General features: G+C 71.6%; 19 protein-coding genes. 13 read left to right on the forward strand and 6 right to left on the reverse strand.

The window, feature by feature from the left end; genetic code table 11:
• Positions 1 to 106: 106 nt before the first annotated feature.
• Together DEJ24_RS08950 and DEJ24_RS08955 are read right to left on the reverse strand one after the other, a co-directional pair.
• Positions 107 to 1,447: a hypothetical protein gene (locus DEJ24_RS08950; RefSeq protein ID WP_111078333.1), complete on the reverse strand. Its 1,341-nt coding sequence runs from the start codon at positions 1,445 to 1,447 to the stop codon at positions 107 to 109.
• Positions 1,448 to 1,600: 153 nt separating this feature from the next.
• Positions 1,601 to 2,506: an ROK family protein gene (locus tag DEJ24_RS08955; protein ID WP_111078334.1), complete on the reverse strand. Its 906-nt coding sequence runs from the start codon at positions 2,504 to 2,506 to the stop codon at positions 1,601 to 1,603.
• 216 nt (positions 2,507 to 2,722) lie between these two features.
• On the opposite strand from DEJ24_RS08955, the gene DEJ24_RS08960 reads away from it, so the two are divergent.
• The 5 genes from DEJ24_RS08960 to DEJ24_RS08980 all read left to right on the forward strand — a co-directional run bounded on the left by DEJ24_RS08960 (position 2,723) and on the right by DEJ24_RS08980 (position 7,786).
• Positions 2,723 to 3,868 carry an ROK family transcriptional regulator gene (locus DEJ24_RS08960; protein ID WP_111078335.1) on the forward strand — a complete coding sequence of 382 codons (1,146 nt, stop codon included), beginning with the start codon at positions 2,723 to 2,725 and terminating at the stop codon, positions 3,866 to 3,868.
• A gap of 40 nt (positions 3,869 to 3,908) precedes the next feature.
• Positions 3,909 to 5,237, forward strand: coding sequence for a sugar ABC transporter substrate-binding protein (locus DEJ24_RS08965; RefSeq protein WP_111078336.1), 1,329 nt, complete (start codon positions 3,909 to 3,911; stop codon positions 5,235 to 5,237).
• A 90-nt stretch (positions 5,238 to 5,327) separates the two neighbouring features.
• Positions 5,328 to 6,311, forward strand: coding sequence for a carbohydrate ABC transporter permease (locus DEJ24_RS08970; RefSeq protein ID WP_111078337.1), 984 nt, complete (start codon positions 5,328 to 5,330; stop codon positions 6,309 to 6,311).
• Entirely contained in the window at positions 6,308 to 7,234 is a 927-nt protein-coding gene (locus DEJ24_RS08975) for a carbohydrate ABC transporter permease (protein ID WP_220036704.1), read from the forward strand. Before DEJ24_RS08970 ends, DEJ24_RS08975 begins: the two co-directional genes overlap by 4 nt.
• Positions 7,235 to 7,291: 57 nt before the next feature.
• Positions 7,292 to 7,786, forward strand: coding sequence for a DUF4126 family protein (locus DEJ24_RS08980; protein ID WP_111043576.1), 495 nt, complete (start codon positions 7,292 to 7,294; stop codon positions 7,784 to 7,786).
• Between the two features lie 71 nt (positions 7,787 to 7,857).
• Here the strand turns inward: DEJ24_RS08980 and DEJ24_RS08985 are convergent, their stop codons facing one another.
• Positions 7,858 to 8,838 carry an aldo/keto reductase gene (locus tag DEJ24_RS08985; RefSeq protein WP_111078338.1) on the reverse strand — a complete coding sequence of 327 codons (981 nt, stop codon included), beginning with the start codon at positions 8,836 to 8,838 and terminating at the stop codon, positions 7,858 to 7,860.
• 89 nt (positions 8,839 to 8,927) lie between these two features.
• Here DEJ24_RS08985 and DEJ24_RS08990 point away from each other — a divergent pair, with 89 nt between their 5' ends.
• From DEJ24_RS08990 to DEJ24_RS09005, 4 genes are all read left to right on the forward strand, one after another.
• Positions 8,928 to 9,908, forward strand: a complete 981-nt coding sequence (locus tag DEJ24_RS08990) for an NAD(P)-dependent oxidoreductase (protein ID WP_111078339.1) — start codon at positions 8,928 to 8,930, stop codon at positions 9,906 to 9,908.
• Positions 9,909 to 10,007: 99 nt separating this feature from the next.
• The gene (locus DEJ24_RS08995; protein ID WP_111078340.1) at positions 10,008 to 10,403 is read left to right on the forward strand and encodes a lactococcin 972 family bacteriocin; all 396 of its coding nucleotides are present in this window, start codon (positions 10,008 to 10,010) and stop codon (positions 10,401 to 10,403) included.
• Between the two features lie 73 nt (positions 10,404 to 10,476).
• A complete protein-coding gene (locus DEJ24_RS09000) occupies positions 10,477 to 12,504 on the forward strand; it encodes a hypothetical protein (RefSeq protein WP_111078341.1) in 2,028 nt (675 codons plus the stop codon).
• The gene (locus DEJ24_RS09005) at positions 12,504 to 13,142 is read left to right on the forward strand and encodes an ABC transporter ATP-binding protein (RefSeq protein ID WP_111078450.1); all 639 of its coding nucleotides are present in this window, start codon (positions 12,504 to 12,506) and stop codon (positions 13,140 to 13,142) included. The genes DEJ24_RS09000 and DEJ24_RS09005 overlap by 1 nt, the downstream gene beginning before the upstream one ends.
• A gap of 55 nt (positions 13,143 to 13,197) precedes the next feature.
• On the opposite strand, the gene DEJ24_RS09010 is transcribed toward DEJ24_RS09005, so the two are convergent.
• Positions 13,198 to 14,436 carry an MFS transporter gene (locus tag DEJ24_RS09010; RefSeq protein WP_258374771.1) on the reverse strand — a complete coding sequence of 413 codons (1,239 nt, stop codon included), beginning with the start codon at positions 14,434 to 14,436 and terminating at the stop codon, positions 13,198 to 13,200.
• 152 nt (positions 14,437 to 14,588) lie between these two features.
• Here DEJ24_RS09010 and DEJ24_RS09015 point away from each other — a divergent pair, with 152 nt between their 5' ends.
• Positions 14,589 to 15,656, forward strand: a complete 1,068-nt coding sequence (locus tag DEJ24_RS09015) for an SDR family oxidoreductase (RefSeq protein ID WP_111078342.1) — start codon at positions 14,589 to 14,591, stop codon at positions 15,654 to 15,656.
• Positions 15,657 to 15,680: 24 nt separating this feature from the next.
• On the opposite strand, the gene DEJ24_RS09020 is transcribed toward DEJ24_RS09015, so the two are convergent.
• Together DEJ24_RS09020 and DEJ24_RS09025 are read right to left on the reverse strand one after the other, a co-directional pair.
• On the reverse strand, positions 15,681 to 16,799 hold the full coding sequence (locus DEJ24_RS09020; RefSeq protein WP_111078343.1) for a sorbosone dehydrogenase family protein: 1,119 nt from the start codon (positions 16,797 to 16,799) through the stop codon (positions 15,681 to 15,683).
• Positions 16,800 to 16,885: 86 nt separating this feature from the next.
• On the reverse strand, positions 16,886 to 18,244 hold the full coding sequence (locus DEJ24_RS09025; protein ID WP_181436568.1) for a DUF2254 domain-containing protein: 1,359 nt from the start codon (positions 18,242 to 18,244) through the stop codon (positions 16,886 to 16,888).
• An 80-nt stretch (positions 18,245 to 18,324) separates the two neighbouring features.
• On the opposite strand from DEJ24_RS09025, the gene DEJ24_RS09030 reads away from it, so the two are divergent.
• From DEJ24_RS09030 to DEJ24_RS09040, 3 genes are all read left to right on the forward strand, one after another.
• Positions 18,325 to 18,705 (forward strand): hypothetical protein, encoded by a 381-nt coding sequence (locus DEJ24_RS09030; RefSeq protein WP_111078345.1) that lies wholly within the window; start codon positions 18,325 to 18,327, stop codon positions 18,703 to 18,705.
• Positions 18,706 to 18,810: 105 nt separating this feature from the next.
• Positions 18,811 to 19,476, forward strand: a complete 666-nt coding sequence (locus tag DEJ24_RS09035; protein ID WP_111078346.1) for an SDR family oxidoreductase — start codon at positions 18,811 to 18,813, stop codon at positions 19,474 to 19,476.
• Positions 19,477 to 19,762: 286 nt separating this feature from the next.
• Positions 19,763 to 20,047: a hypothetical protein gene (locus DEJ24_RS09040; protein WP_110902797.1), complete on the forward strand. Its 285-nt coding sequence runs from the start codon at positions 19,763 to 19,765 to the stop codon at positions 20,045 to 20,047.
• Positions 20,048 to 20,108 lie beyond the last annotated feature (61 nt).

Raw genomic sequence — 20,108 nt, forward strand, 5'->3', positions numbered from 1 at the left:
GCATCGCCTCGGCCAGCCCGGGAGGCCCGGCAGCGGTCGCGAGCACCGGCCACCGGCCCGGCACGCCCACGCTGTCCCGCGCCCGGCGCGCGGCCAGCGCGGCGGGTCAGAGCCGGAAGGGGTTCGTCCGCGTGACCGCGAGCAGGTACCACGCCGTCGCACCCGTGTGCAGGCTGGCGTAGTACAGGTCGCCGAACCCGGTGTCCAGCCCGTCCGACGACGCCGACACGATCCCCTTCCCGTCGCCGTTCGGCTGCGTCCGCTGCGCGAGCTGCACGCTGTCCAGGACCGCCGAGGCCCGGGCCCGGTCACCACGTGCACCCCGGGCTTCCAGGGCGAGCGCCAGTTGACCGGAGCCCTCGAACCAGACCTTGCTGGTGTCGGTGTCCGAGAAGGACGGGCCCGTGTACGGACCGTCGTGTGCGATGAGGGTGTCGAGTACCCACGTCACCGACGCCGAGTACCGCCGGTCGAGCGTCGCGAGGTACGCCCAGACCTGCACGTCCTCGGGGATCGGCACGCGGTTGATCGTCACACCGTCCGGGTCGGTGCCGGTCCACAGGTGCCCGTCCGTCCGGTCCTGCATGGCCCGGACGAACGACTCCGCCAGGGCCGCCCGTCGCTTCCACGCCCGGTCGCCGGTGAGCTGCGCGAGCTGGGTGAAGAACGCGGTCACGTCGATGTTGTGCTCGGTCGACTTGTACGTGATCGGCTGGTCGTCGGCGTTCCGGCCACCGGTGTACCCGGCCGGCTGACGGACGTCGTCGCGGGCGTGTTCCTCGATCCACGTGCCGAGGCGCAGGGCGCCGTCCAGGAACCGCCGCTTCCGCGTCACCGCGTACAACCGGCAGAAGGCCATCCCGACCCACGACTGGTTGCCCGTGTACGCCGCGGGGGAACCGATGTCGATCGGCCGCGGTGGTGTCGCCACCGGGAACGTGTCCGGCTGGTACGACGCCCGAGTCCGGCCGTCCCCGATCGGGTCCGCCGCCTGCAGGGACAGCAGCGCGTCGCCGAGGACCGTCGCCCGCTGCACGTCGTCGCGACGACCGCGACCGAGCCACGCCAGGACCATCAGGGCGTCGTCGTACGCGAACGAGGACACGAACTCCGTCGGCAGGGACGCGAAGTACCCGCCGGAGTAGCTCCGCGGCAGCCGGAGGGCGGACCCGTTGCCGTACTCGTCCATCCGCAGGTCCAGGTAGTCGTACGCCAGGTCGCGCGAGCGGGCGCGGGACAGCGTGGGCGTGCCGGGCCGGTGGCCGGTGCTCGCGACGGCTGCCGGGCCTCCCGGGCTGGCCGAGGCGATGCCGGGTGCACCCAGCGCCACGGCGGCTGCGGCGACGGCAGCGGCACCGCCGAGGACGACGCCACGACGGCTGAGCGTGCCGGACGCACGGAGGTCGGCGGGGACGGGCGGTTCGACGGGACGTGTCGGGTCGGTCATTGCGTGCTCACTCCCAGCCGCGGCTGACGCGGCCGACGGTGGATCCGTACAGGATGGTGCGCCGGACCGACCGTGTGGTCGGCGCCGACAGGGGCCGTGGGGGCCGATGCGACGTGACGGGAGGCCCGGCTCGGCCGGGTCCCGCCCCTCACGTCAGGCGGCCGTCACGGCTGACTCGGGAGCCAGGAAAGCGGCGCCGAGTGCGGCGAGCGGCTGGTCGAGGGGCGCGAGGAGCACGCGTGACGACAGGCCGAGCGACGCGACGAAGGGGGAGGAGCGTGCGGCCTCGTCGAAGTCCGCACGCAGGGGCAGGAGGAGGCGCTGGCCGAGGGCGGCGAGCCCACCGCCGATGACGACGGACTCGACGTCGGCGGTGACCACGAGGATCCGGACGGCCGAGGCGACGCCGCCGACGAAGCGGTCCCGTACGGCGGTCGCCACCGGGTCGCCGTCGTCCGCACTGTCGAACACGCTCGTGGCGGTGCTGCCCGGGTACCCGGGCCAGGCGGTGGCGAGTGCCGAGCCGGACGCGACGGTCTCCAGGCAGCCGCGCTGCCCGCACACGCACACGGGGCCGTCGGCGAGCACCGGGATGTGGCCGACCTCGCCGGCGTTCCCGCGGGCTCCGCGCCAGAGCCGGCGGTCCACGACGATGCCGGCGGCCAACCCCGTGCCGATGTTGAGGTAGGCGTGCGGGCCGTCGAGGTGCATCGCCTGCGCCGCGCCGAGGGCCGCGACGTTGACGTCGTTCTCCACCTGCACGGGCAGCCCGACGTGGTCGGCGACGAGCGGACCGAGCGCGACCTCGGACAGCCCGAGGTTCACCGCGTGGCGGACCCAGCCGGTCTCGTGGTCGATGAGCCCGGGGATCCCGATGCCGACCGCGGTCGGTGTCGTGCCGATCCGTGCCCGCAGCGAGTCGATCACCTGCAGCGTGTTCGCGACCACCGTCTCGGCACCGAAGCCGGTCGGCACGCGGACCCGGTCGACGGTCTCCCCGGTCGGAGCGACCGCGACGGCGTCGATCTTCGTCCCGCCGATGTCCAGGCCGATCCTCATCGGGGACCGGTCGTCGGGGTGTCCGGCCTCGGCGTCGAGGACCCGGCGTCTGGGATGCGCATGCGGGTTAGTAAACACGCCTTACGCATCCGTGGCAAGCAGTGACTTCCGCCTGTTTCCGCCAGATCACGCGCTTGTTACGGCTGCAGATCGGGTCTTGACAGGCGATTAGGAACGGTCCTTTACTAAGGCAACCGCTCGGAGGGAGGAGATCTGATGCCGAACGAGACGGACGCACAGACCGCCCTCGGCGCGCAGCTCCGACGCCCGCGCAGCAAGGCGCTCCCACAGCACAGCCGGGCCCACAACCGCTCGCTGATCCTGCAGACGCTCTTCACCGACGGGGCCATGAGCCGCGCCGACCTGTCCCGGCAGTCGGGCCTCACCCGCCCGACGGTCAGCGGACTCGTGGCGGAGCTCGAGGCCGACGCGCTCGTCACCGAGCTCGGCCCGCGGGAGGACCTGCGGGTCGGCAAACCCGCGACCCTCATCAACCTCAACGTCGACGCCTTCCACATCGTCGTCGTCGACCTGTCGCTCCCCGACCACTTCGTCGGCGCGGTCACGAACCTCCGTGGCGACGTCGTGGACAGCGCGAAGATCGAGGTGGACGGCGCCACCGGGGAACAGGCCGTCGTCCGGATCATCCGGCTGGTGGAACGCCTCACCACGATGACCACCCGCCGGTTGCTCGGCATCGCGGTCGGCTGCCCCGGGGTCATCGACGCCGCGGGCACCGTGCTGCACTCCGTGGCCCTCGGCGCCGACCTGCCGCTGCAGGAACAGCTCACCGAGCACTTCCGGCTGCCCGTGCACGTGCTCAACGACGCCAACACCGCGGCCCTCGGCGTGCACGCGTTCGAGGTCGAGCCCGGCAACGACCTGCTCGTCGTCGCACTCGAGCACGGTGTCGGCACGGGCATGGTGCTCGGCGGCCGTCTGGTCCTGGGCGAGCGGTTCGCCGCCGGTGAGATCGGACACCTGACGATCGACGAGGACGGCGAAGCCTGCCTGTGCGGTCGTCGCGGTTGCCTCGAAGTCCTCATCGGCGCCGAACACCTGACCCGCCGGATCGCTGCATCGCCCGACGACCGCGACGAGGTCCTGCGCTCCGCCGGCAGCACCCTCGGCGGTGTCCTCGCGCCCATCATCAGCGCGGTGAACATCACCGAGATCGTCGTCACCGGCCCCGCCGACCTCGTCCAGGGCCCCTTCATCCAGGCCGTCCGCGTGACGGCCACGGCACGGACCCTCGCGAGCGTCGGCAACGACCTCTCCGTGACCGCCACCTCCACCAACAGCGACCTGATCCTCCGGGGCGGAGCAGCCTTCCTGCTCGCCGCGGAGCTCGGCGTGAGCTGACCCGACACCGACACAGCAGAACGACCACCAAGGAGAAGCAATGCGTACGAAGAAGTTCGCGGCAGCAACTGCCGTGGCCCTGACCATCGCCATGGGCCTGACGGCCTGCTCCAGCGCCGGCAACGCCGGTGGCGGAGGCGGCGGTGGGACCAAGGACGTCGCCGACGTCAAGGGCGACGGCAAGACGCTGACCGTGTGGGCCATGACCGGCGACTACTCGGACAAGACGATCGCCGCGATCAACAAGGAGTTCGAGGCGAAGACCGGCGCGAAGGTCAAGGTCCAGATCCAGCAGTGGGACGGCATCACGACGAAGATCTCCACCGCCCTGGCGACGAACACCCCGCCGGACGTCCTGGACCTCGGCAACACCCAGGTCGCGAGCTACGCCGCCAACGGGGCGCTCCTGGACCTGACGCCGTACAAGAAGGACCTCGCACAGGGGCAGACCTGGCTCGGTGGGCTCTCGGACCCGGCGACCGTCGACGGCTCGCTGTACGGCGTCCCCGGCTTCGCCGGTGCCCGATCGGTCATCTACAACAAGCAGATGTGGGCCGACGCCGGCATCACCACGGCCCCGACCACGTACGAGGAGCTCACCGCTGACCTCGACAAGGTCAAGGCGAAGAACACCGCCAGCGACTTCTCCGCGTTCTACATGCCCGGTCAGTACTGGTACGCCGGCATGCAGTTCGTCTGGGACGCGGGCGGCGAGATCGCGACCGAGCAGGACGGCACCTGGAAGGCCGGCTTCGGCGACGCGAAGGCGCAGCAGGGTCTGGCGGACTTCAAGGAGTTCGCGAACGACTACTCCTCGAAGGCCTCCGCGACGCTCAACACCGACAGCCCCGACATGAACCAGGTCTTCGCCGACGAGAAGGCCTCGGCGATCCTCAGCACCAGCGGCACGCTCGGGCTCGTCGAGCAGGCGAACCCCGAGATGACGGCGGACAAGCTCGGCACCTTCCCGTTCCCGGGCAAGTCCGGCAAGACCCAGCCGGTGATGCTCGGTGGCTCCGACTGGGGTGTCGCCGCCAAGTCGAAGAACACCGACCTGGCCCTGCAGTGGGTGAAGATCGCGTCCGGCCCGGAGATGCAGAGCAAGTACGTCTACGGCGACAACGGCTGGATCCCGAACAGCACCGACGGCATCAAGGCCGCCGATTCGACGCTCAGCGACATCAACAAGGGCTTCTTCACGGCAGCGCTGAACTCGAAGGCCACCCCGGCGAACTCCCGGTGGGCCGACCTCGAGGGTGACCAGAGCATCAACAACCTGTTCTCGAGCATCGTCTCCGGCTCGAAGACCCCGGAGGAAGCCGCCGCGACCTTCGACAAGGCAGCCGACTCCACGCTCAACAAGGAGTAGGCCGCACTCCTCGACCGACGCAGGACGGTGCGGGCACCCCGGCACACGCCGCGGCACCCGCACCGTCCGCCCCTCACGGAAAGGCCAGACGTGACCGTCTCCGCCACCCGCCCGAGCCAGGAGCGCACCGACCGTCCGACCCGCTCGCGCGACGACCGGCCTGGTGGGTCACCCCGCCGTCGCGCCACCCGCTCGTTCGCCCCGCTGTGGCTCCTCACGCCGGCGGGCCTGGTGCTCGTCTTCGTGACGATCGCCCCCATCGTCTTCCTGGTCTTCACGTCGTTCACCGACTACGACCAGCGCTCGCTCTACACCGGTGCCTACGACGCGGTCGGCCTGGCGCAGTACGTGCAGATCCTCACCGACCCGGCGTTCTGGGCTTCCCTGGTGCGCACGATCCTGTTCACCGCGGCGATGGTGCTCGGCAGCATCCTCATCGGCGCCGGTGTCTCCCACCTGATGACCCGGCTCGGGGTGGTCCTCCGCTACGCCGTGACGATCGTCCTCATCTGCGCGTGGGGCATGCCGAACGTGGCGTCCTCGCTCGTGTGGAACTGGTTGTTCCAGCCGGGCTACGGCGTCGTCAACTGGGTGCTCACGCAGCTGCACGTCTTCGGCGACATGACGAACACCGACTGGGGCAACAGCGCCGGCCTGGCGTACACGTCGATCTGGATGCTCGTCGTCTGGCAGGCGGTGCCCTTCATCGCACTGACCCTGTACGCGGCCGAGACCCAGATCCCGCTCGAGGTGAAGGAGGCCGTCCGACTCGACGGCGGCTCGGAGTGGACGGTCTACCGCGTCGTCACCATCGAGTACCTGCGTCCGACGCTGCTGCTGGTGACGATGCTCTCGATCATCTGGGACTTCAACGTCTTCAACCAGATCTGGCTCGTGTCCCAGGGCGGACCGGACGGTGCCACCTCGACCCTCGGCGTCTTCACCTACATCACCGCGTTCGTCGGGCACGACATCGGCACCGGGTCCGCGGTCGCCGTGATCGCCGCGCTGATCCTCATGGTCCTCAGCGCCCTCTACATCCGGAACCTCGTCCGATCGGGAGAAGAGCTGTGACCACCGCACTGCCGACGGGCATCCCCGTCGAGGCCGACGTCCCCGCAGCCGTCCCGACCCCGAAGGGCATCGCGGCCACCAAGCGCATCCGTCGTCGACGTCGTCCGGTCAGGTGGATCAGCAGCACCATCGCCGTGGTCTTCTGCGTGGTGTGGATCTTCCCCGTCTACTGGATGGTGAACACCGCCTTCAAGCCGCGGTCGGAAGCGCTGACGAGCACCCCGCTGTTCGCCCCCGCACACCCGACGGTCGAGAACTTCGTCACCGCGTTCACCCGCGCCGACTTCCTCGTCTACCTGAAGAACTCGAGCATCGTCGTGGTCGGGGCGGTCGTCCTGTCGCTGCTGCTCGGGATCCTGGCGTCGGCGGCACTGTCGAGGTTCCGGTTCCGCGGTCGCCGGACGATCCTCGTGGTGATCCTGCTGGTCCAGATGCTGCCCGGCACCGCACTGCTCATCCCGCAGTTCCTCATCTTCAACCAGACCGGACTCACCGGCAGCTACGCCGGGCTGATCCTGGCCTACGTCGCCGCGGTGCTGCCGTTCTCGATCTGGGTGATGCGCGGGTTCTTCCTGGCCATCCCGATGGAGATCGAGGAAGCTGCCCGGATCGACGGCGCGAGCACCTGGCAGGTGCTGACGAAGGTGCTGTTCCCGCTCGTGATGCCCGGCATGATCGCGACGAGCGTTTTCGCGTTCATCGCCGCGTGGAACGACTACATCGTCGCGTACACGTTCATGCAGGACCAGGCGCACTACACGCTGCCGGTCTGGCTGGCGTCCTTCACGACGCAGACCGCCGGCACCGACTTCACCGGACAGATGGCTGCCTCCGTGCTGTTCTCGCTGCCGGTCGTGGTGTTCTTCATGGTCATCCAGCGCAACCTGGTCTCCGGCATGTCCGCGGGTGCGGTCAAGGGCTGAGCCTCGGGGACAGCCGGGCTGAGTAGCGTCGACGGCGACACGAAGGAGACGAAACACATGTCGAAGAAGAGCCGGACCACCAGCACCCTGACGCGTGCACTGCTGCTCGGGATCCTCAGCGGAGGCCGTTCCGCCACGCCGCTCGCCGTCCTCGGCCTGCACCAGGGCGACAAGAACCTGCGCGGTGACTGGCAGGACTGGAAGACCTTCGACTCGTCGATCGGTCGCGCCGGTCTCGTCGCCGGTGCGGCGGGCGAGATCATCGGTGACAAGTTGCCGAAGACCCCGAACCGGATCGCCTTCCCGGCGCTCCTCGGCCGCATCGGTGCGGGCGCGTTCGCCGGGCTCGCGCTCGGCACCACGACGAAGTCCGGCAAGTCGGACCTGCGCATCGAGGGCGCGATCCTCGGCGCGATCGGGGCGCTCGTCGGCTCCTACGTCGCCTGGGGTGCCCGCAAGGCCGTCGGCACGGTGCTGCCCGACAAGGTGGTCGCCGTCGCCGAGGACGTCGCCGTCATCGCCGGATCACGCGCCGTGGTCAAGGCCGGCTGAGCCGACCACCTGACGGACGGGAGGCCCGACTCACCAGGTGAGCCGGGCCTCCCGTCCGTCCGTGGTCGCGATCACCAGCGCTCGTGGACCGTGGCACGGAACCACCGGTCGTACAGGTCGTGGACGGTCGCGTCGAGGTCCCCGGGCAGGTCGAGGGACCCGGCCGCGGCGTTCGACCGTGCCTGCTCGGCGTTGCGCGCACCCGGGATCGCGGCGGTGACCCCCTCCTGCGCGACGACCCAGGCCAGTGCGGCCTGCGGGACCGAGACGCCCTCGGGCAGAGCCGCGGCGAACTCCTGCGCGGCACGGACGCCGTCCTCGAACGGGACACCGCTGAAGGTCTCGCCCTGGTCGAAGGCCTGACCGTCACGGTTGTACGTGCGGTGGTCCTCCGGGGCGAACGTCGTCTCGGTCGTGTACTTGCCGGTGAGCAGCCCCGAGGCCAGCGGGACCCGTGCCAGGATCGCGACCCCGGCCTCCCGGGCGGCGGGCAGCACGCGGTCGAGCGGCTTCAGCCGGAACGCGTTGAGGATGACCTGGACGCTCGCGACCCCGGGACGGGCGATCGCGGTCAGGGCCTGGTCGGCGGTCTCGACGGAGACGCCGTACGCGGCGATCGAGCCGTCGGACACCAGCGCGTCCAGGGCGTCGTACACGGCGTCGTCCTCGAACACCGCGGTCGGCGGGCAGTGCAGCTGGACGAGGTCGAGCGTGTCCTGGCCGAGGTTCTCGCGCGACCGGTCGACCCACTGCCGGAAGTTCGCGGCGATGTAGTTCGACGGGACCTGGTCGACGCGGCGACCCATCTTCGTCGCGACCGTGACACCGGCCTCGGGGTGTGCGGCGATCCAGCGGCCGATGAGCTGCTCGCTCCGGCCGTCGCCGTACACGTCGGCGGTGTCGAACAGGGTGGTGCCGGCCTCGGCGGAGGCGTCCATCACCGCGAAGGCGTCCTCCGCGGCGACCGGACCCCAGTCGCCGCCGAACTGCCAGGTGCCGAGTCCGATCACGGAGGTCTCACGGCCGGTACGGCCCAGTGTGCGTCGCTGCATGGGATCGACGGTAGCCCCTGACCACCGCGCGGACGTCGGCATCGTCCGCTGCGCGTGGCGCGCGGACGGCCGCGCGTACGGTGACGTCCATGAGCAGACAGCGCGTCGTCGTCATCGGGGGCACCGGCCACATCGGCACCTTCCTCGTCCCGCGTCTGGTGCGTGCCGGCCACGACGTCGTCACCATCAGCCGCGGCACCCGCTCGGCCTACGTCGACGCCCCGGAGTGGCAGCAGGTCGAGCAGATCACCGCCGACCGCGAGCAGGAGGACCGCGACGGCGTCTTCGGCGACCGAATCGTCGCGCTGCGACCCGACGTCGTCATCGACCTCGTCTGCTTCACCCTCGAGTCCGCCACCGCACTCGTCGCGGCGCTCCGCGGAACCGACGCGCACCTGATCCACTGCGGCTCGATCTGGCGGGCTGGACCCAGCGCCGTGCTGCCCGTCACCGAGGAGAACGCGACCCCGCCGCAGGGCGAATACGGCATCCAGAAGGACGCGATCGCCCGGATGCTCAAGGAGGAAACCGCTCGTGGCGGTGTCCTGACGACGTCGCTGCACCCCGGCCACATCAGCGGCCCCGGCTGGGCGCCGATCGGCCCGGTCGGCAACCTCGACCCCGCAGTCTGGCGCACCCTCTCCGCCGGCGAGCCGCTGCTCGTGCCCGGCCTGGGCGCCGAGACGATGGCCCACGTGCACGCCGACGACGTCGCCCAGGCCTTCGCGCTCGCCGTCGAACACCGCGACGCCGCGGCCGGCGAGGACTTCACCGTCGTCGCCCCCACCGCGCTCACCGTCCGCGGGTACGCCGCGCTCGCCGCGTCCTGGTTCGGACGGGAGGCCCGGCTCGAGTCCGTCACGTGGGACCGGTTCCGCGCGGGCACCGCTGCCGAGCACGCGGACGCCAGCTGGGAGCACCTCTCACGCAGCCACGTGTTCAGCATCGACAAGGCCCGGCGGCTGCTCGGCTACGCGCCCCGGTACACGGCGGAGGAGACCGTCCTCGACGCGGTGCGGTGGCTCGTGGAGCACGACGAGGTCGAGGTCGCCGGGCCGATCGTCGGGTGACGTCACCTCCGCCCATCTGGAATACGAAGTACTTGGCGTCGGCGCGGTCCACCTGCCAGCCTCGGCCTGCCTCGATCTGGGGCAGGAAGAGGAACACACATGGTGCACAAGAAACCAGTCCTGATGGTCGGTCTCGCGCTGGCGTCCGCGCTCGTCGTCGGACCAGCATCCCTCGCGTCGGCGGCGCCGACCGAGATGCTCGGGCATGGCCCTGAAGCGGGTGGCGTCCTGATGACGAGCGACGGGCCCGGCTCGAGTGGTGAGACCCGCGGCAGCACGGCGCGCAAGGACGACGGTGGTGGGGGCAGTTTCTGGCAATGGGGAGTCGGGAAGGACGATGCATGGTCGAACTTCTTCCGCGAACGCCGGTGTCACGGAGCCACCGCCGTCGGGGTGAAGTCGAAGCGTGTCACCGGAGTCGCGGGCGGCAGGTACGCGCTCGCCACGGCGCCGAAGGCCCGGAGCGGCAACAAGGCGTACTACCACAACTGCTGACCGGACAGCGGGGCGTTCTCCTGCGGACGCCCCGCTCGCCGCTCTGCCCATCGGTGCCGCCGGAAGGAGACCCATGCGGATGCGCTCCGTGCGCCTCGCCTACGTCATCCCACCTCTGCTCGCCGTCGTCCTCGCCTTCCTCGGCGCGACCCGCCTCAGTGAATCCGGCGTGGTCGGTGTCTCCGCCGTCGTGACGGCCGCAGCCGAGCGCGGGACGACGTCGAACAGCCGGATCGCCGCCTCCCTCGAAGACGTCGCTCGACGACACCACGCCACGATCGTCCGGACCGTCGCCGACCGGTCGGCACCGACCACCCGGCGCACCGCTCTGGTGACCGCTGCTCCGGGGACCGACGGGGCCGGTTGGTCGCGTGACGGCTACGTCGACTTCTCCCGGACGGTGCGCACGGCGGTGCGACCGATGGCAGCACTCGACCGCTACGACCCCACCGGCTCGTACGAGGTCATCGGTGACGACGGAGCCGAGCGTGCGACCGCCGCAGCACTCCGGGGTGCTGGTTTCACGACCAGCTCGGAGACGGTGCCGGTCCTGGATCGCATCGGCGTGACGGGCGGCGTCCAGGGCACGTCCCAGCTCACCGGCACCCTCGTGCTCGGCTGCGTGGCGCTCTGCTTCGTCGGCACGATCGGCGCACCGCGACGGAGCGCGGTGCGCCGACTGCACGGCCGCAGCACAGGCGCGATCGTGTGCGCCGAGCTGTCCGAGGTCCGAGCGACCCTGACCGTCGTGCTGGTCGGCGTACCGGTCGTGGGACTCCTCCTCTGGTTCCACAACGGGCTCGCGTCGTGGGAGACGTTCGCGATGTCGGCCGCGGTGTTCACCACAGCGCTGCTCGTCCCGGTCGTGGCAGCCCACGTCGTCGGCACGCTCATCGCCGTTCGCCGGCCCATCGCGGCCACCCTGCGGGGAGCTCGGCTTCCGGGCGCGCTCGTCCTGGTGGCACATGCCGCTCGACTGCCAGCGGTCTTGCTGCTGGTCGCCGCGGTGTTCGACGTGACGGCTGCCGTCATCGCGGCCAGGTCGGACTCCGGCGACCGCGAGCTGCAGGCAGCCGGGGACGCCGTCCAGCTCTGGGTGACCCCGGACCCGCGGCCCGGATCCGAGACGCAGGGCTACTGGGACCGGATCGGCGACTTCGTCGGCGGCGCCCTGGACCGGCACGATGCCCTGCTCACCGCTGCGGTCGAGGTGGGCACGGGAACCGGTCCGGGTTCGGTGCCGGCACTGTTCGTCGACGCCGAGTACCTGCGTCATCAGGACCTCCGCGCCGAGAACGGTGACCGCATCACCGTGACGGACGACCGCATCACCGTCTGCACCCCGCCGGGGTCGGACCTCGACCGAAGGGCGGTGATCCGCGCGCTGGTGGGCTGGGAACTCCGCGTGGCGCCCGACGAGCAACGACGGCACATCGGCGGCGGGGCCCTCCGATCGGCCGGGGCGTACACGTACGCAGGTGACTCCTCGGCGGCCTCCTGGTCGACCGACGCCGTGGTGGTCGTCGTCCCCGATGCCTCCGGTGTCTTCACGCCGGACCAACTCGGTGCCTGGCTGTCCACCGGCGACGTCGTCTTCACCTCCGAGGCCGTCGCCGACCGCGCGATAGAGGCCGCTGGTCTCGGCGACGAGTTCAGCGCGGTCGTCTCCGTGGGGCAGGCGGTGGCTGAACGCCAACGGCAGGCCGCGACCGCCGTCGGCATCGGGGGCCTCGCGGTGATCAGCGGTCTCACCGTCGCCGTCGTCCTCGCCGTGATCAGTACCGCCGCACATCACCGACGTCACGGCCGTCGGCTCTTCGCCGGCATCGCCGCCGGTCGATCACCGGCTCGCGTGAACGGGGACCTCCTGCTGGTCGAGGGTCTCCTGCTGTCAGCCGGCGGGATCGCCGTCGTGCATCGCTGGTGGCAGACGCGACCTGACGGGTTAGGAGCCGTCTCGGCGCTCGATCCCGCTGCGCGTGCCGCTGGCGTGAGCGGAGTCTCCGCAGTCGCAGCGCTCGTCGTGCTCACGGTGGTCGCCGTCGCCGTGGTCGCCGTCTCGACGCGGGCGGTCGTCCGGTCCCGGGGGAGTGGTTCGTGATGCTCGAGGTCGACCGCGCCGCGAAGCACCGTGGCGGACGGCTGCTCTGGCGGGACCTGTCGTTCGGTGTGGCGTGCGGGGAGGTGCTCGCGCTCACCGGGCCGAGCGGCTCCGGCAAGTCGACCCTCCTCGACTGCATCGGGCTCATCGACTCGCTGGACTCCGGAACGGTCCGCATCGACGGGACCAACGCGGGCAGGAGCCCCGGTCGAGCCAGACGACTCCGGCGCGACCACCTCGGCTACCTCTTCCAGGACTTCGGCCTCGTCCCCGACATGACGGTCGACGCCAACATCCGGATCGGCCGTCCGGGTCGTGCACGGACAGGACTCCGGACGTCCGTAGCCGAGGCGCTGGAGCGGGTGGGACTCGCGGGGCGTGGGAGCGACCGGGCACACGACCTCAGCGGCGGCGAGCAGCAGCGCGTCGCCCTCGCTCGACTCCTCGTGAAGCAGCCCGACGTCATCCTGGCCGACGAACCGACGAGCGCACTCGACGACGACAACGCCCGGATGGTGTTGGACACGCTCGCCGACTTCGCATCGGCCGGAGCTGCGGTGCTCGTCGCGACGCACGACCCATCCGTCGTCGCCTGGGCGGCGAGCGTCCTCCGATTGGAGCCGACGGGCCCGAGGTGAGCCACCGGAAGTGGTCCGGGCGTGCCTTGTGACAGATGTTCCGTTACGGTCGTGGTCAGGGCCTTCCGGCTCCCGCCGCACCGCCACCACCGCCCGGCAGCGCGAGCGCCCCGCGGCGGTGGACCACCCACACCGTGAGCGCGAACCCGAACAGGACAGCGCCGCCGATCGAGACCGCCGTCCAGCCGCCGAGGCCCCAGAGGACCGAGGCCAGCGCGGAGCCGACCGCACCGCCGATGAAGTTCCCGGTCACGAACGCCGTGTTGAGCCGACTCCGTGCGGCCGGGTCGATCGCGAACAGCCGGGTCTGGTTGAGCACGTTCGCGGCCTGCACCCCGACGTCGAGCAGGACCACCGCGACGAGGACGACCACGATCGACCGCGCACCGAGCCCGGCGACGACCAGCGACACGAGCCCGAGGGCGAGCGCCGCCCCGGTCACCGGCACCGACAGCCCGCGGTCGTGCAGCCGGCCGACGCGCTGGGCGGCGACGGCCCCGGCGAGCCCCGCGAGACCGACCAGTCCGATCGCAGCCGGCGAGTACCCGAACGGTGCAGCGCTGAGCAGGAACGTCAGCGCCGTCCAGAACATGGTGAACACCGCGAACGCTGATGCGCCGAGCACCAGGGTCACCTGCACCGATCGGTGGTGGGCGACGGCACGGAACACCGAACCGATGAGCCGTGGGTACGGCACCCGGTCGCGCCGCTCGAGGTGCGGGATCGCCCGGCGCAGCAGGACCGCGAGCACGAGGGCTGCGACGGCGGCGACCACGTAGATCGCGCGCCAGCCGGCCACCTGCGCCACCAGCCCGCTGACCGTCCGCGACACCAGGATGCCGGTCAGCATCCCGGACGCGACCGTGCCGACCACCCGACCGCGGGCGGCCGGGTCTGCCAGGTCGCCAGCGAGCGGCGTGAGGAGCTGCCCGGCGACGGTCGTCAGCCCGACGAGGCCGAGGGCGCCGAGCAGGACGCCGAACGAGGGCGCGACCGAGGCGAGCAGCAGCGCGACCGCCGACGCGACGAGCACCCCGGGGACGAGACGCCGGCGGTCCAGGACGTCGCCGAGGGGGACGACCAGGAGGATCCCGAGCGCGTACCCGACCTGCGTCACGGTGACGAGCAGCCCGGCCAGCGACGACGAAGCGTGCAGGTCCGCCGCGATCGCGTCGAGCAGCGGCTGCGCCCAGTAGAGGTTCCCGACCGCAGCACCACCCCCGACGGCGAAAAGGAGGGTGCGACCGGTCGTCATGCCGGTGGTCCCGGACGGGTGCGGGGTCTGTGCTGACACGTCGACGACGGTAGGCGGAGGCGACCCACGAGGGAGGTGACGTCCGTACCCCTGTCCGCCGCGCCTCCCGTCCGAGGACCACCCGCGGGACGGAATGCACACAGCCGACAGGTGTTGTCTCCGGTTCACCGCCCTCCACCGGAAGGACCCGCATGACCGCGACCCCGCACGCCCTCGTCGTCGGCGCCACCGGCATCGCCGGATCGGCGATCGTCGACCACCTCGTCGCCGACGGCTGGACCGTCACCGCGCTGTCCCGCCGCCCGGGAGCCGAACGGCCGGGCGTCTCCTGGCGCTCCGCCGACCTGCGTTCCGCGGAGTCGCTGAACTCGACCCTGGCGGACGTCCCGGCCACCCACGTGTTCTTCACGGCGTGGTCACGGCAGGCGACCGAAGTCGAGAACATCGCCGTCAACGGCGGCATGGTCCGCGACCTGCTCGCGGCGCTCGCCGACGCACCCGTGCAGCACGTGGCGCTGATGACCGGCCTGAAGCACTACCTCGGTCCGTTCGAGGCGTACGGGCAGGGCGCGATGCCGGACACCCCGTTCCACGAGGACGAGCCACGCCTGGAGGTCGACAACTTCTACTACGCGCAGGAGGACGAGCTCTTCGCCGCCGCCGCGCGCCAGGGCTTCACCTGGTCGGTGCACCGCTCGCACACCGTGCTCGGGTACGCGGTCGGGAACGCGATGAACATGGGGCTCACCATCGCCGTCGCCGCTGCGATCAGCCGCCACACCGGCCGACCGATGGTCTTCCCCGGCAGCGAGACGCAGTGGAACGGCCTGACCGACGTCACCGACGCCGACCTGCTCGCCGCGCAGATGGTGTGGGCGGCGACGGACCCGGCCGGGTCGGACGAGGCGTTCAACACCGCGAACGGCGACGTCTTCCGCTGGCGCTGGATGTGGCCGCGGATCGCTGCGCACCTGGGCGTCGATGCCGAGGGCTTCGACACCGTGCCCCGCCCCTTCGAGGAGCAGATGGTCGACGCCGCCCCCGTCTGGGCCGAGATCGTCGCCGAGCACGGCCTGGTCGAGCCAGACCTGGAGCGGCTGGCGTCCTGGTGGCACACCGACGCCGACCTCGGGCTGGACATCGAGGTGATGACCGACATGTCGAAGAGCCGACTCGCCGGCTTCACCGAGCACCACCGGACGCTCGACTCGTTCACCCGGCTGTTCGACCGCTACCGCGCGGAGCGGCTCGTCCCCTGACGGAGCGCACCCCGGCCGGGTGCCTCACGTGCCCGTGGTCAGCGGGACCTGCACGATCCGGTCGTCGTCTTCGCGGGGGTCGCCGCGTCCGTCGGTGTTGTTCGTGACGAACCACAGCGTGTCGTCGGGCCCTGCCAGGACCGTCCGGATGCGGCCGTACTCACCGGCGAAGTACTCCTGCGCACTGCTCGGGTCGTCGACCGGGATCCCGCGGAGCATCCGGCCCTGCAGGTTGGCGATGAAGACGGTGTCACCGACGACGGTCAGGCCGCTCGGGCTCGCGTCGTCGGTGGCCCACTGCTGCACGGGGTCGACGAACCCCTGGTCCTCGCCGCCGGTGCCCTCGACCTCGGGCCAGCCGTAGTCGCTGCCGGGTTCGATGACGTTGAGCTCGTCGTGGGCGTCCTGCCCGAACTCGGAGGCGAACATCGTCCCGTCCGCGCTCCACCCCAGGCCCTGCACGTTCCGGTGTCCGAGGCTCCACACGGGGGAGTCCGGGAACGGGTTGTCCGCGGGCACGTCGCCGTCCGGGGTGAGCCGGAGGATCTTGCCGGCGAGGGAGTCCCGGTCCTGGGCGTCCTCGCTCGCCCCCGCGTCGCCGACGCTGGCGTAGAGCATGCCGTCCGGGCCGAACGCGATCCGGCCTCCGTCGTGGAAGGAGTTCGCGGGCAACCCGTCGATGACCGTCGTGGCGTCACCGAGCTCGTACGAACCCGTCGACCCCTGCAGGTCGTAGCGCTCGATGCGGTTGCCGTCCTTCCCGGTCGAGTACACGAACAGCCCGTCGTCCTGCAGTGCGAGTCCGAGCAGCCCGCCCTCGCCACCGTGTCGCACGCCGGGGACGGTGCCGACGGTGCGTCGCTCGCCGTCCTCCGACAGTTCGAGGACCTCCGCCGAGTCCCGCAGGCTGACGAGGGCGTCGGCACCGTCACCGGTGCGCACGACGGACCAAGGGGCCTCCAGTCCGGCCACCACGTCGGTAGTGGCACCGTCCGGTGCGACCTGCCCAGCTGCCAGGTCGGCCGGGGCGGAGGCCCGGGGTGCGTCCGAGGGGTCGGTCCCGTCCTCGCTCGTGCAGGCGGTCAGCGCCAGGGCGACGAGCGCGACGCTCGCGGCCGAGACGGTGCGACGGGTTCTTCCCATGGTGAGCCTCCCGGGCGATGTCCCTCGATTGCACCCCGCGGAGGTGCGGAACCGCTGGGTGCTGGCGGCTCCGAGCAGCCACGGGATCAGACCGACCTCGTCTCGCCGGCCCGGTCGTCGTACGCTGCGTCGAGGTCGCCCCGGACCGCAGCACCGACCCGCCGGTGCCGATCGGCGAGCTCCTCGAGGTCGACCGCCGCGAGCGTGGTCGACGCCTGTTCGAGCACCAGGTCGGCCTGCCGGAGCAACTCCTCGCCGTCGAGCGGGTCCTGGGTGGAGGCCGCACAGTCCCGGAGCATCCGCAGCAGTGCACCCAGGACGATCGGCTCGGCAGAACCGTAGCGGCGGAGCGGACCGCAGACCAGGTCGAGCCAGTACCGCCGGTCCCGGTCCGGGACGACGAGCCGCAGCACACCGGTTCCGTCCTGCACCCGGCGGTCGCGGATGACGACACCTTCCAGCCGCACGAGCAGGTCGGCGCAGTAGCCGATCGCGTGCACGGCGGTGACCGGGTCGTTGATCGCCGGGGACACCGCCTTCACACCGATGTCCGTGAGCTGGCGGAACCCGTACGCGATGTCCTGCTCCATCGTCCGCTCGTACCCGATCTCGAGGGCGCGCTCGACGACGTCCCACGGGTCGGCTGGGCGGCTCCGGAACCACATCCGTGCGATCGGTGCGCCGAGGGTGACGTGGTCCCCGGGCCTGACCCGGAGTTGCACCACGACGTCGTCCCGCCGGGCAGCGTGTGTCAGCGCTGCCGTGTCGATCCGTCGGACGAACCCGGTGCGACGCGCCCGCAGGTTGAGTTCCGGCGCGCGGTCCGGCAGGGATCGGCGCGGGTCCCGCCGGTCGTCCGGGAGTCCGTCGGAGCTGGCCCCGGGCCTCCCGTCGGTCCTCGGCGGGTACGTCGCCGAGATCATCGCCGCCGTCTCACCGTGGACCGCCCGCATGAGTGAGTCGATCCGGAGCGACCGCACGATGTGCCCGACGAACGCGATGAGCGCTCCGGCGGACGCGATCCCCAGGACGAAGACCAGCGCGAGGGCGAACACCGGGAGCCGGGTGCCGCCGATCCCGAGCACGCAGGTGAGGGCGGACACGAAGGTGGCGAGCAGGATCCCGAGCACGGCCTGCGTGACCCGGTCACGAGCGAACTCGCGGAGCAGCCGCGGGGAGAACTGCTGCGACGACAACTGCAGCGCGACGACCGTCAGCGAGAACGTGACCGTCGTCGCGGCCATCACGCTCGATGCGACCACCTGGAGCAGGACACCGGCGGATTCCTGCCCGCCCGGCCAGCGCCACCCGGACGGGCCCGGACGCACGACGAGCAGCAGCAGGGTGACGACGACGGCGACGCCTGCCCAGACGGACGGCCAGAACCAGAGCGCCGCACGAGCGCTCTCCCGGGTGATCCGGTGGGGAGCGGTGGGACGGGACATGCCTGCCACGCTGCGGGTGGAGACCTCGGCGTGCACGCAGGAGCCGCGCTCGCCGGTGGAGTCCACGGTCCCCATCCGGGATGCGCGACGCTGATCGACGCCCGGAGGGCGACCGAGGTTCGATCCAGGGACGTCGTGGCTCGCGGCGGACCGTGCAGGTGGAGGTGCTCCGGATGTGGATGCGTGTCGTCCTGCCGCGTCGTGTCCGATCGCGGAGCCTCCCGGGCGTCCTGCACCGGGCCTGGGTCGCGGGTTTCTCGGCGCGTGTGCTGCCAGCACCGGCGGGTCCGGGGAACCCGGGCTGGGCCGAGGTCGAGTTCCTCCTGGACATCGAGACCGCGACCATCGAGGGTGCCGGGGTCTTCGAGATCGAGTTCATCTCGGCGCTGCCGCCGAGGTGCCGCCTCGCGGTCGAGGGGGAGGGATGCCGACTCGATCCGATCTCCCGGCCGCTGCCGTGACCACCCGGCTGCCACCGGCGCGCCCGCGGGCCTCGACCTGCCCGGGTGACCGGACCAGGTGGCCTGGTTCAGTGGGGGGACCACCCCACTGTCCTTGGAGGACACATGACCACCATCGCCATCGTCGGCGCCGGCAAGGGCCTCGGGCTCGCCGTCGCGGAACGCTTCGCCCGCGAGGGCTTCGCCGTCGCCCTGATCTCCCGCAACCAGGCGCGGCTCGACGAACTCGCCGCGTCGCTCCGTGAGCAGGGCCACCAGGCCGCCGGGTTCGCCGCGAACGTCCGGGACGGTGACTCGCTCCGGCACGCGCTCGAGCAGGCCACCGAGCAGCTCGGCCCGATCGAGGTCCTGCAGTACAGCCCGCTGCCGGCGAAGGAGTACATGCGGCCGGTCCTCGAGACGACCGCCGAGGACCTCGTCGGCCCGATCGAGTTCTCCGTCTACGGCTCGGTGAACGCCGTCCGCCAGGTGCTCCCCGGCATGCGTTCGCTCGGCCACGGCACGATCCTGTTCGTCAACGGCGGCAGCGCCGTCCGCCCGGGATCGCGCGTGACCGGTACCTCGGTCGCGTTCGCCGGCGAGAGCGCCTACGCGCAGCTGCTCCACGACGCCGTCCGCGACGAGGACGTGCACGTCGGCCAGCTCATCATCCCGTTCGGCATCGACGACGGCCAGGACGACCACTCGGGTGAGTCGATCGCCGAGCGCCTGTGGGCGATCCACACGGAGCGCGGCGAGTTCCGCACCTACGCCGAGCCGCTGCCCGAGTGATCCTCGGACGGGAGGCGCGGTGTGCGACCGCCACGCGCCTCCCGTCCCTCGCTGCCCACCCAGGCGCCGCCGGTGGCAGCCCGCCACCGACGCGCCCCGCCACTGGCGCGCCCTGCCGCCGCACAACAGGAACCGACTCGAACCACGGGAGTCCGCGGTTCGAGCGGGTTCCTGTTGTGCGCAGCCTGACTGCGCCGCGGGAGCGCGCCGCGGGAGCGCGCCGCGCATCGCCCGCCGCCCGCAGCCACCGGTGGCCCTCGGGCCACCCGCGGGCTACCGTGGGCGCATGCGACGCAGGGACCGCGCGACGGGCGACACCGCGCTGACGGTCGACGAGGCCACCGCGATCGCGGAGCACGCCGAGAACGGGCACCTCGACATGGAGGACCCGGAGGTCCGCCGCCTGGTCGGCGAGGCGAACCGCCTGCTGGTCCGTGCCGGCGTCTGGGGCGTCGCCGAGAGCCCCAGGCAGCGTCGTCGCCGACGGCTCCTGGCGATCGGCGCCTCCGTGCTCGTGCTCTCCTGGCTCGCCGGGCTCTTCCTGCCCCTGCTCATCAAGCTCACCGAGTAGCGGTCGGCGACCGCACACCGGACGGGAGGCCCGGTGTCAGCTGGCACCGCGCCTCCCGTCC

Origin of the sequence: Curtobacterium sp. MCPF17_001, assembly GCF_003234615.1 — a bacterium.
In the GTDB taxonomy this organism is placed as follows: Bacteria; Actinomycetota; Actinomycetes; order Actinomycetales; family Microbacteriaceae; genus Curtobacterium.